Raw genomic sequence first — 11,998 nt, 5'->3', positions numbered from 1 at the left:
ACAAACCAAGGGCTTTGTCTTACTCAAAAAACGTTGGGTAGTGGAGCGCACTTACGGTTGGTTGATGGGCTGTCGGCGATTAGTCAGAGATTATGAGTTATTGCCCGAAACATCTGAGACTTTTATCTACCTTGCCATGATCCGTATTATGGTAAGGCGACTGGCTTAATTTTTGACCTCCTAAAACTTTTAAAACACCCTCTGACCAAAACCAACTCGAAGATAGTCACAGAGGTATTCAGGATCAATTTTAGTTTGGTCAGGACGAATAATAGTAACATGACCATCTGCTATAGCTGGTTCATTGGAACAATAAACACAGCATTTACCTAGTGTACCGTCACCTGTTGAAGACAGCAAAACATCACCATTTAATACGTGATTGCTAGTCATTTCATTAAACAAGTCTTGTTCGATGTAATCTCCATCGGTTAAAAGTTGACCATACCTAGAAACACTTGAACCAGCTTTAACAACAAGTGCATATCCATCTATTTTATCCACATATAAATCTGCACGAGGACTTTTACCTCTCTCAGTTTTGATAGTGTTTAATTCTTTAATAGTTAGTCCTCCTCTTCTTCTAATCTCTTCTATTTTATCTAGTATTTTTGGTTGCCAGTATTTGTAATCGAGTCGGCAATAAGTATCTGCTAAAATTTTTTGGGCGTTAATATTAAAAGCTCTCCATTTATATCCATCACTATTAGAGCGGTTTTTATCTAATAATTGACTTTCTATTTCATTCATCAAACGTTTTGTGTCAAATCCGCGAATAAAATCGCCTGCTCCCGTATAACCTAATGATTCAATATCGCAGAATGTAACAGGATAATTATCTTCATAGTCTACGTCATCATATTCACGACGGCGAAGGTATATAATACTTGATTTAACATTAATCTTATTAGGCTTAAATGTGTCTTCAGGTAATCTAACTATGGCTACTAATTGACATTTTTCAAACAACCATTTACGAAGTTTTTTTGCTGAGTCAGTATTCAAGACACCTTCATCAATAACTGAGCAAATATCACCTTCTGGAACTGTACATAGTACCATCTTTTGCAAAAATAGAGACTGACCCTTTGTTGTTTGAACAGGATAATGGATTAATTCATCCTTTGATAAATGAGATTCAGATGTTCCAAAAGGTGGGTTTGTTAGTATAATGTCACAATCAGGCTTAAGCATACACCAATTTTTTGCAGTAACGGATAGACTGTCCTCGGACTGAATATTGGTGTGACCATCGCCTGCAATAATCATATTCATCTTTGCCGCACACGCAACACCTTGGTTAGCATCTGAACCAAAGAAAACGCTATTCATAATTTTTCCAATAAGAGCATCATGTGTTTTCTTGGTAATTATTCTAGACTCAAGTTTTTCACTCAATGTTCTTAAATTTTCTTGCATTAAATATACTAAGAAACCCCCTGTGCCACAAGCAGGATCTATAACTTTTATAGAGCTTCCTGATTGAATAGCATTTAAGATTTTTTCTTTTCCAACAATATTGGACATTAGTTCTATGAGAGGTCTTGGCGTAAAATATTGTCCGAGTTTTTTACCTTTTAATGTAGCACGAACAAAATACTCAAATGCTGCTCCCTTAGAGTCTAAACTACTGTCTTGAAATGACACAGTAGCCAATTCACAAACAATATATTGAAATGTTTTTGGATGCCTTAATTTAATAGGATCATTCAAAACTTCTCCGTAAGAAGTTTTGTTTTTTATCTTATTAATCATATCGACTATTAAGGTTTGAACTTGATCACTTTCTGTATTGGGGCGTTCTGCAAGCTCAAAGAACCTAGAAGAATATGGTAGTACAAAATCTGAACTGTCAGCTTTTTCTTCTAGCAATTTGAGAAAAAGCAATTTAGAAAAATCTGCAAAAGCATTGTCTTCATCTTTTTCAATTTTTCTGATAGCATTGTGGCAACGTGAAAAAAGCGAGTTTAATTGCTTTAAAGGCAATCCGGGACGAAAAGGTAGAGTCTTATCGTCTGCCAGTGTAATATTAGTCTCTGCTTTATTGGTTTTCAGTATATTAATAACTTTTATTAGTTGCGATTTAGTTGGTATCTTTTCAGTAAGTTTTCCATTCCACTTAATAAGCTCTTTGTTTGCAACATTGAAGCATTGAATATCCTTACCATTTGTAACAACAACAAAAAGAACTCCTAGCCCCTTCCCATACTCAATAGCTTGATCTCGATCTTTATCTGTAAGTTTGTGCGATGTTCTTTTTGCTTCAATTACAAATATAGGCTTGCTTTTGCCTAAAGTTACCAATATGTCGGCATATCCCAAGTTGTAGCGATTTTCTGTTCTAACTGGTGTTTCAAAATCAAAGTCTTTTTCTATATCGTATTCTCTGCGTCGGAGGTAAGGAAGAATTTTCTTTATTACAGTTTCGGTTTCTGTTTTGATGGACGAATTCATATATTATTTATTGATTAAAAATTAAGTAACTTTGTATAAAAAATTAAAATTTTGTAGTAACCGCTTACTAAAAACTAATCACAGAGCTTTACTTTTCTTTGTATAGCTCCTTTTGTTTGCGTTTTAAATTTCTGCTGGTAAAGGTTGCCAAATTTCCCCATACTGTTCTTTCAAAGCCAACCAAGTTTCCACCTGCCCTGGTTCATATTCCCCCGGTTTACCCCATTGTAAAAATAGGCTCAAAGCAGATTCTTGTTTCTCATCTAAAAAGCGAATTGCATAGGTAGTAAAGTTACCTCTTTTTGCCTCACCAGTTTCAAATTTCACTTGAATAATTTTATCCATATTCAAGTGAAACTCAAAGCCTTCAGTGTGCATATTCGCATACTTACCTTTAGGCAATTCTGCATAAAATAACTTTTCTATTTTGCCTCGTGCTTCTAATACAGCAGCGCTGCTAGTAACAATTAAACGCAAAGTTCCTAAAGTTTCGCAAGCTTCTAAAAACTCTCTCAAAGTAGTACTCATAAATTGTTATCCTTTGTTATTTATTTGATGCCCCATGCCCAATGCCCAATGCCTATTTTTCGTATTGTTCATAAGCCGCGACAATGCGCTGAACTAGAGGATGGCGCACGACATCTTTTTGGGAAAATTCGCAAAAGGCAATGCCTTCAACGGGTTTTAAAACTTGTAAAGCCACTCCTAAACCCGATTGTTGGTGAAGTGGCAAATCAGTTTGTGTCATGTCGCCTGTAATCACCATCCGAGAACGGAAACCCAAACGAGTCAAAACCATTTTCATCTGAGCGGGTGTAGTATTTTGAGCTTCATCGACAATTATAAAAGCGTTACTGAGGGTGCGTCCCCGCATATAGGCGAGTGGTGCGACTTCAATTACACCGCGTTCCATTAAACTGGGTACTTTTTCTGGGTCGATAAATTCATAAATAGCATCGTAAAGTGGGCGAAGATAGGGATTAACTTTCTGCTGTAAATCTCCAGGCAAAAAACCGAGTTTTTCACCGGCTTCGACGGCAGGGCGAGTTAAAATTAGCTTTTCAAACTCGTTAGCAAGGAGTGCTTGCACGGCGACAACCACAGCGAGATAAGTTTTGCCGGTACCAGCAGGGCCAGTGCCAAAGGTGAGATCACGCCTACGGAGTGCGTCGATATATTGACGCTGGCGAAAGGTTTTGGCACGAACTTCTTCACCTCGGCGACTCTTGGCGAGGACATCTCGCTGTAAATCTTGCAGTTCCCCTTGCCGATCGCTATCTATGGCTTGACGAGCTGTTAAAATATCGGCACTGGAAATAGTATTGCCTTTAATCCACAGACCTTCAAGCGATCGCACTAATCCAGAAGCTAAGTCAATTTGCTCTTGGGTACCACAAATCAGTAATTCCTGTCCGCGTAATACCAAGCTGGCTCCGGTTTGCCGAGATAGGATTTTGAGATTTTCTTCTCCATCTCCTGCAAGAGCGATCGCACTGGCAATATTCGGCAGCTGAATTGTTAAAGTACCTGCCATAGTATTTTTTAATTGGTGAGGATCTGTGTTTGACAAAGGTTAATGTTTTCTCGCCGAGGGTAAAAGTACACTTTTATTAATTACATTTTGTAAAAATATTTGCAACAAATTGATCGGCTGTCAGGGCGTACAGATGTACGCCCCTTTGATCTTTACAAAAATTCTGAGCGGAGGTGCTCACAACCGCTCAGACTTGCTCTTTAGTTTCAACTTAGCGGATGCGGGGTTTAACAATAGGTTTAGGCCCATCATTTCCACGCGGTTCTCTCCTAGTCGGTGGTGGCGATCGCTCTTCTGTCTCTTCATCAAAAGACATACCCTCCCGGTCTGGCGTGGTGCTGCCGTAGATATCCAGGTATACTGATTGCCCAGCAGCTTCTGCTGCGGCGGCGATTACTGTCCGAATCGCGTGAATATTGCGTCCCCCGCGACCAAACACTTTCCCTTTATCTTCTGTGCTTTCAAAAGCGATGCGAACCCAAACTCGGTTGAGGGTCTGAGAAATTTCACAATCGACGCTTAAAGTCTCTGGAAATTCCAAAAACGGCTGCACTAAAAACTGAACCAGCCCAACATAATTGGGACTAGCTGGGGATATTGTTCCGAAATTATGATGCGGCTGTGGCACTGACCTGTTCAAAAACATTGGCTTTTACTAAAATGCGGCGAACGGTATCAGTGGGTTGAGCGCCTTGTTGTAGTCGCTTGACGATGCCGGGAACGTCTAATCGCACTTCATCTGTTCTGGGGTTGTAGAATCCCAACTCTTCTAGGGGACGGCCATCGCGGCGAGCGAGGCTGTTAATGGCGACAATGCGGTAACTTGCTTCCCGCTTTTTACCGAATCGCTTTAGGCGCAGTTTGACCATGATTGAAGAATCATTCTCCTGTTGTTATGTATTTAGTTAACAGCTAGTTGGTGAAGAAGTAACCTAAATCTGGCTGATGCCGAGAAATTGAGGGTCAGCTTCCTCTGCTGATAACTTTTGAGGCTGAAATGTTAATTTTAGCACTGCCTAGCATTTGCTGCTATTAGTCCTTAGTTAATCACCAATGGCTAAAGATTGCCAAAGCCTTTTTTCTTTTTCTCTTTCTTTTTCTTTTTGGTGGCTGGAACACCATCGTAACCTCGCCATCCGGGGGCTGCGGGACGATTCCCAGCACCTGCGAAGGCATCACCCATGCCGCCGCCACCACCGCCGAACATTCCCGGCATTCCAGAGAAGCCACCTTGACTCATTTGCTGCATGAGCGATCGCATTTTTTGGAAATCACCCACCAGTTTACTTATATCGGACTCTCTATAGCCAGAGCCAGAAGCAATCCGCCGCCGCCGACTGGGAGAACTGGCTAATAAATCGGGGTCTTGGCGTTCTTGGCGAGTCATAGAGTTAATCATCGCCTCACAACGCTTGAGTTGAGTTTCTCCCTGTTTAAGCTGATCATCGGAAATTTTGTTCATCCCTGGAATCATCTTAATGAAGCCTCCCAGAGATCCCATATTCTTCAGCATCCGCAACTGCTTGAGAAAGTCAGTAAAGTCAAACTTCGCTGACAGGATTTTCTCCTGCATTTTCTCGGCATCTGCTAAGTCAAACTCTTCTTGGGCTTTTTCTACCAGGGTCAGCACATCACCCATACCGAGAATCCGCGATGCCATACGATCGGGATAAAAAGGTTGTAGTGCCTCGACTTTCTCACCTACGCCCACAAATTTAATCGGCGCTCCCGAAATCTTTCGCACCGAAAGCGCTGCACCACCACGGCTATCACCATCCAACTTGGTGAGAATCGCCCCAGTAATTCCGATCTTTTCATGAAAGGTGCGGGTAAGATTGGCTGCCTCTTGACCAGTCATCGCATCCACCACCAACAGAGTTTCATGGGGTTGGACAGTTGCTTTGATCCGGGCTAATTCCGCCATCATTTCTTCGTCAATTTGCAAGCGTCCAGCAGTATCAATAATTACTGTGTTTACGCCTTCTGCTCTGCCACGCTCTACACCTTGCCGAGCAATTTCTACGGGATCGGCATCGCTTCCTAGTTCAAATACTGGTACGTCAATTTGCTTACCCAACGTCACCAGCTGGTCGATCGCTGCTGGGCGATATACGTCTGTCGCCACCAACAAACAGCTACGATCTAATTTTCTTAGATGTAAAGCTAATTTAGCGGTAGCTGTGGTTTTACCAGTACCTTGCAATCCAGCCATGAGAATAATAGTAGGCTGTTCCTGGGCTTCTGCGATGGGAACATTTTCTTCTCCCATCACCTGCACCAGTTCATCGTGAACAATTTTGATAAACTGTTGGTCAGGTCGTACGCCGGTAATCACCTCGGCTCCCTGGGCTTTGGCTTCGACTTCGCTAATAAAATCTTTGACTACCTGGAGATTGACATCTGCTTCCAACAAAGCGCGGCGGACTTCGCGCAAAGCATCTTGAATGTTGGATTGAGAAATTTTGTCCTGTCCCCGTAGTTTTTTCCAGGCGGATTCTAAACGGTCAGATAATGCATCAAACATAATGTAATTACAGGTAATTCGCCAATGGAAATTCTAAATCGCCAATGAATGCGTTGGCATAGTCCACCGCAGGCGATCGCAAATTTCCGCTAAAGTTTAAACGTGCTATTTACCAGCTTAATAGTTTTCACCGCGACTGTAGCAACCAGATACCTAGCTTTATTGAATATGAAAGAAGATTGAGCAGCCAGTAAAGTAAGGGTAAGAATGGTTATTGTACAGCGAAAACCTACATCACATATCCCTATGACTAGCAATACACTGCTTCAACCCACAGAGATAATCCACCTCTCAGGTATCAGTTGGCAAACCTATGAAAACTTGTTAACTGAACTTAGTGCTAACCGCCGCCTCCGGCTTACTTACAATCGAGGTACTCTAGAAATCATGGTTCCTTCACCCGAACATGAACGATACAAAAAAACTGTGGGTCGATTTGTCGAAACTTTAGCAGAAGAGCTAAAAGTTAGAATTGATTGCCTTGGTTCTACCACTTTCAAACGTCCAGAACTGAGTGGTGCAGAACCAGACGAATGCTTTTACATTAAAAATGTCAATTTCATTAAGGGCAAAAAAAGAATTAATTTGCAACAAGATCCGCCGCCAGATTTGGTAGTGGAAATTGATATTACCAGCAGTTCTACAAATCGTTTTCAAGTCTATGGTGATATGGGTGTACCAGAGATTTGGCGTTATGATGGTATCATTTTTACTATAAATATTTTACAAGATGACAAATATATAGCTGTTGACCAAAGTTTAGCGTTTCCTAATTTACCTCTCACAGAAATTGCTGATTTTTTACAACAGGTTGAAGAAAAAGATTATTTAGAGTTGGTGAGTGATTTTCGCAATTGGGTTAGAAGTAAAATTGATTTAAATTAATCAGCTAAACAGCCAAAAACCAAAAAATTCTCAAATAATGTCAGATAGTTATGATTACTAATACTCTGATCCAACCTCCAGAAATAATCCACCTCTCAGGTATCAGTTGGCAAACTTATGAAAACTTACTAACTGAACTTAGTAATAGTCGCCGCCTCCGGCTTACTTACAATCGAGGTACTTTAGAAATCATGGTTCCTTCACCTGAACATGAACGATATAAAGAAATTGTGGGTCGATTTGTCGAGACTCTAGCAGAAGAGCTAGAAGTTAGCATTGACCCTCTTGGTTCTACTACTTTCAAATATCCAGAACTTAGTGGTGCAGAACCAGATAAATGCTTTTATATTCGGAATCTGAATGCAGTTAAAGGCAAAAAAAGAATTAATTTACAGCAAGATCCGCCGCCAGATTTGGTAGTGGAAATTGATATTACCAGCAGTTCTAAAAATCGTTTTCAAGTCTATGGTGATATGGGTGTACCAGAGATTTGGCGTTATGATGGCATCATTTTTACTATAAATATTTTACAAGATGACAAATATATAGCTGTTGACCAAAGTTTAGCGTTTCCTAATTTACCTCTCACAGAAATTGCTAATTTTTTACAACAAGTTGGGCAGAAAGATTATTTAGAGTTGGTGAGTGATTTTCGCAATTGGGTTAAAAGCCAAATTCAGCGAAATTATAAGTAAAAAAAGTAGTTAAAATAAATAAACGAATGCCTGGAGAACCACACGAAATCGTTAAGGAAAGGCTCGGCGCATTGCTGGAACTTTACCTACTCATGACAGGGTTTGACTTTACTCCAACTGGCTCAATGACACTGGAAAGTGAATCGGGTGCTGTGAAGCGAGAAGCAGATGAATCTTATAAACTTGCTCCTGGTCGAGTGCGTCCCGATTTAGTGATCGAGGTGGTGTTTACCAGTGGCGGGATCAACAAACTGGAGGCATACAAGCGGCTCTTGATTCCTGAAGTGTGGTTCTGGGAAGATGGCGTGTTAGAAGTTTATCACCTGCAGAAAGAGGGAAATGCACTTGACTATGAAAAGGTTTCCAGTAGCGAAGAGGTTAAAGGGATCGATGTGGATTTGTTGTTACGTTGCATTAATATAGTGAATCATGTTGATGCAATTAAGACTTTTCAGCAAGCGCTTCAAAAATAGCTGGTAATCTGCTTTAATTTTTAATTGCGCGATCGCTGGACTCTGACCTGAGACTATAAATTCAGCCATTGACTAGATTTTCTACAGCATCGGCATCATTCGGTAATGCGGCTGTTAAAACTTCACTACCTTCTGTTGTAACTAAAACATCATCTTCGATGCGGATTCCGCGTACATCAGCAAATTCAGATAAACGCTGCCAATTCACCACATTCTGATATTTTGAGCGCAGATTAGGATCATTTAAAATTGCTGGTACTTGATAAAAACCAGGTTCAATTGTGACTAACATTCCTGCACGCAAAGGACGATTCAAACGCAGGTATCCTAAACCAAAGCGATCGCTTCTTTCCCTTCCTTCTTCATACCCTGCTAAATCACCCAAATCTTCCATATCATGAACATCTAAACCCAGTAGATGACCAATACCGTGGGGAAAAAACAGCGCCTGGGCATCCATTTCTACTAAATCTTGAGGGTTTCCTTGTAAAATACCTAAATCCACTAAACCTTCAGCTATGACCGTGGCAGCAAGCAAATGAATATCCCCATACTCTACACCAGGATATATCTTGGCAATGCAAGCATCATGAGCCGCCAGTATGACATTATAAATATCTCGTTGGGTAGATGAGAATTTGCCGGAAACTGGCCAAGTACGGGTAACATCACCTGCCCAACCCATCTCGGTTTCAGCACCAACATCGGCAAGCAGTAAGTCACCTGGTTGTAGGGAATGGTGATACTGCTCGTTATGCAAAACTTCGCCGTGAACGGTGACAATACTGTTGTAGGAAATGGTCATATTGTTGGCAATAATTACCCCTTCCATTGCTGCACGAACTCCCGCCTCTAGTTTGGCTTGAAGTGTTGCAGCCATCCCAGTTTTGTGGGCTTCAACAGTCGCAGCCGCAGCTTTTCGCAACTCAGTTAATGCAGTTTCATCGTGGGTGAGACGTAAGGAAACGATCGCCTTAGCTAATTCCAAGTCAATTCCTTGGGGAGGACTTTGCGGTAAAACCCATCTATTTAATAGCTGTGATTGCTGCGTCCAAGTAGCAGGATTTTGGACTGCGATCGTGGCGGCATTTTCTACCCAAGACTCTAATTCTGCCATTGGTCGAGCTACATCTGCCCCAATCTTCTCGGCTATTTCCTCGCGCGTTGGCATTTCTCCATGCCAAAGGGCGCTACTGGGTGGCGGATTGTCCATGAATAGCTCTAGCTTGCCCGCTTCTAGGCGAATTGCCACATTTGATAATGGCAGTCCGGCAAAATAGAGGAAGTGACTGCTAGCGCGAAAGGGAAAGGGATTTGCGGGAAAGTTGCGCGGACTGCTGCTACCTGACCACAGAATTACTGGAAAATCAATCAGGTTGGCTAGTTGTTGCCGTCGGTGGCGTAAAGTATCGACGAAGCTACTAGAGTTTTGTTGAATAAACATAAATAGAAACTTGAAAAAAGGATAAAGGTTATTTAATCTTTATCATCATCCTATTTATTTATCCCCCCTAATCCACGCCAGTCACTCATGGGGGAAACCCCCAAGACCGCGCTGGCTCCCCTTAAAAAGTGGGGAACCGGAATCAAAGCAAGTCGATGCACCAACGTTGCAAGTCGATGCATCAAAGTTGCAGGTCGATGCACCAAAGTTGCAAGTCGATGCACCAAAGTTGCAGGTCGATGCATCAAAGTTGCAGGTCGATGCATCAACGTTGCAAGAAGTTGCGTTTAGACAATAGTGAAATTAGTGGCAGTCAACGTCGTTGTATTAATGCCAGTCAGCGTTGCCAAGATTTCATGAGTATCAGTCACAATGATGTTATGACCAGCAAAACTCAATTTATTGAAAGTCAGACCACCAGACAAGCCAATCAAGTCATAACCCTTGTAGAAGTCGGTAATAGTATCAGTACCTTGTTTTGCAGCTAAGACAAATTTATCTTTGCCATAGCCACCACTGAGGATATCATTACCAAAACCACCAGACAAGTTGTCGTCACCATAGCCGCCATTGAGAGAGTCATTTCCTCTACCGCCATTGAGAGAGTCATTTCCTCTACCGCCATTGATGTAGTCATTTCCATCGCCGCCATTGATGTAGTCATTTCCTCTACCGCCATTGATGTAGTCATTTCCAGGGGTGCCAACAAGATAGTCGTTGCCTTTGCCACCAGAAAGGTTAGTGCCTACTTGAACAGTAACCTTAGCAGTGCTGCTGAGTTGGCGATCGCTAATGGTGTATTTAAAGCTAGCCGCACCACTAAACCCTCTAGTTGGCTTAAACACAATAAAGTCATCTGCTGAGTTATAGGGAGTGCCGTTATTTTTCAGCACCGCATTACCGTTAACTCCACCACTAACGCTAGTGATGCTGAGTTTGCTGCTATCGATGTCGCGATCGTTAGCCAGCAGAGTACTTGCTTGAATCCTGACTGCTGTATTTCTAGCTGTCGTAACAGTATCATGAACAGCAACAGGTGCGTCATTCACTCCTTTGATGGTCAAACTGACTTTAGCTGTGCTGGTAGAGATCCCATCGCTAATTGTGTAATTAAAGCTGTCGTATCCATTTTTACCTCCAGCCAAAGCTTCAAATTTAGCGTTGGGGTTGTAGGTTAAAGTCTTATCAGCATTAAGAGTTAGTAAGGCACCAGAACTCAAAGTAATAGGAGTGCCAACAGTCACACTACTACCGTTGATATTTGTTACCGTTAAGGGGTTGCCATCTGGGTCGCTGTCGTTGGCTAAGACTGAAATTTTAACAGCAGTGTTTTCATTAGTGGTAGCTTTGTCGGCAACTGCTACTGGAGGTTGATTAGAAGCGATCGCAGTCTCAAAGCCAAAGATGACGTAACCCTGTCCAGCCCCAGATGCAGCCCCACTTGCACCCACAAGCAAGTCATCAAAGCCATCGCCGTTGATATCCCCAGCAGCGCTGACTGAAATACCTGAGACATCATCAGCATTAATGCCGTTGATGATAAAGCCGTTGTTAGGGTGAAGGTTGGAGAGGTCAAGGTTGCCATCAAAACCGTTAGTGCTGCCAAAGACCACGTAGCTCTGCCCTGCACCAGAGGCAGCAAAAGGTGCGCCAATAATCAGGTCAACAATGTTGTCGCTGTTAACGTCTCCAGCCACGCTGACTGAAATACCTGAGAAGTCAGTTTCATTAATGCCAGTAATGGCAAAGCCGTTGCTGCCGTTGAGGTTAGACACATCAAGGGTGGCACCAAAACCGTTAGTGGTACCAAACACCACGTAACTTTGCCCGGCATCAGAGATGGCACGCGGTGCGCCAATAACCAAGTCGTCGATGCCGTCGCTGTTAAAGTCCCCAGCACTGCTAACTGATCTGCCTAAGGAGTCAGTGCCATTACCGTTGATGGTAAAGCCGTTGCTGCCATCTAAGGATGAGAAGTCAAGGGTGGCA

13 protein-coding genes are annotated in these 11,998 nt (G+C 42.2%); 4 read left to right on the top strand and 9 right to left on the bottom strand.

Annotated elements, in window-relative coordinates; genetic code table 11:
- On the top strand, positions 1 to 169 hold a 169-nt coding region (locus ACEW80_RS05150; protein WP_373525559.1), incomplete at its 5' end, for a transposase.
- 20 nt (positions 170 to 189) lie between these two features.
- Here the strand turns inward: ACEW80_RS05150 and ACEW80_RS05145 are convergent.
- From ACEW80_RS05145 to ffh, 6 genes are all read right to left on the bottom strand, one after another.
- Complete coding sequence (locus ACEW80_RS05145; RefSeq protein ID WP_373525558.1) at positions 190 to 2,454, bottom strand: N-6 DNA methylase; 2,265 nt, start codon at positions 2,452 to 2,454, stop codon at positions 190 to 192.
- 123 nt (positions 2,455 to 2,577) lie between these two features.
- On the bottom strand, positions 2,578 to 2,982 hold the full coding sequence (locus tag ACEW80_RS05140) for a ChuX/HutX family heme-like substrate-binding protein (protein ID WP_373525557.1): 405 nt from the start codon (positions 2,980 to 2,982) through the stop codon (positions 2,578 to 2,580).
- Between the two features lie 52 nt (positions 2,983 to 3,034).
- Complete coding sequence (locus ACEW80_RS05135) at positions 3,035 to 3,988, bottom strand: PhoH family protein (RefSeq protein WP_373525556.1); 954 nt, start codon at positions 3,986 to 3,988, stop codon at positions 3,035 to 3,037.
- A gap of 211 nt (positions 3,989 to 4,199) precedes the next feature.
- On the bottom strand, positions 4,200 to 4,634 hold the full coding sequence (locus tag ACEW80_RS05130) for a KH domain-containing protein (RefSeq protein WP_373525555.1): 435 nt from the start codon (positions 4,632 to 4,634) through the stop codon (positions 4,200 to 4,202).
- The gene (rpsP, locus tag ACEW80_RS05125; protein ID WP_373525554.1) at positions 4,597 to 4,857 is read right to left on the bottom strand and encodes a 30S ribosomal protein S16; all 261 of its coding nucleotides are present in this window, start codon (positions 4,855 to 4,857) and stop codon (positions 4,597 to 4,599) included. The genes ACEW80_RS05130 and rpsP overlap by 38 nt, the downstream gene beginning before the upstream one ends.
- Before the next feature lie 188 nt (positions 4,858 to 5,045).
- Positions 5,046 to 6,512 (bottom strand): signal recognition particle protein, encoded by a 1,467-nt coding sequence (gene ffh, locus ACEW80_RS05120; protein ID WP_373525553.1) that lies wholly within the window; start codon positions 6,510 to 6,512, stop codon positions 5,046 to 5,048.
- Positions 6,513 to 6,758: 246 nt separating this feature from the next.
- Between ffh and ACEW80_RS05115 the strand changes: the two genes are divergently transcribed.
- From ACEW80_RS05115 to ACEW80_RS05105, 3 genes are read left to right on the top strand one after another with little or no spacing between them, the layout of a single operon-like run.
- Complete coding sequence (locus ACEW80_RS05115; protein ID WP_373525552.1) at positions 6,759 to 7,397, top strand: Uma2 family endonuclease; 639 nt, start codon at positions 6,759 to 6,761, stop codon at positions 7,395 to 7,397.
- A gap of 50 nt (positions 7,398 to 7,447) precedes the next feature.
- The gene (locus ACEW80_RS05110) at positions 7,448 to 8,092 is read left to right on the top strand and encodes a Uma2 family endonuclease (RefSeq protein WP_373525551.1); all 645 of its coding nucleotides are present in this window, start codon (positions 7,448 to 7,450) and stop codon (positions 8,090 to 8,092) included.
- Positions 8,093 to 8,118: 26 nt separating this feature from the next.
- Positions 8,119 to 8,565, top strand: a complete 447-nt coding sequence (locus ACEW80_RS05105) for a Uma2 family endonuclease (protein ID WP_373525550.1) — start codon at positions 8,119 to 8,121, stop codon at positions 8,563 to 8,565.
- Between the two features lie 61 nt (positions 8,566 to 8,626).
- Here the strand turns inward: ACEW80_RS05105 and ACEW80_RS05100 are convergent, their stop codons facing one another.
- The 3 genes from ACEW80_RS05100 to ACEW80_RS05090 form a co-directional block, all read right to left on the bottom strand.
- Positions 8,627 to 10,009, bottom strand: a complete 1,383-nt coding sequence (locus ACEW80_RS05100; RefSeq protein ID WP_373525549.1) for an aminopeptidase P family protein — start codon at positions 10,007 to 10,009, stop codon at positions 8,627 to 8,629.
- Between the two features lie 50 nt (positions 10,010 to 10,059).
- The gene (locus tag ACEW80_RS05095; RefSeq protein WP_373525548.1) at positions 10,060 to 10,275 is read right to left on the bottom strand and encodes a hypothetical protein; all 216 of its coding nucleotides are present in this window, start codon (positions 10,273 to 10,275) and stop codon (positions 10,060 to 10,062) included.
- A gap of 21 nt (positions 10,276 to 10,296) precedes the next feature.
- On the bottom strand, positions 10,297 to 11,998 hold a 1,702-nt coding region (locus ACEW80_RS05090; protein ID WP_373525547.1), incomplete at its 5' end, for an Ig-like domain-containing protein.

The organism is Nostoc sp., from assembly GCF_041747015.1.
In the GTDB taxonomy this organism is placed as follows: Bacteria; Cyanobacteriota; Cyanobacteriia; order Cyanobacteriales; family Nostocaceae; genus Nostoc.
Note: the sequence above shows the minus strand (reverse complement) of the source record. Positions and strands in the feature narration are given on the sequence as shown.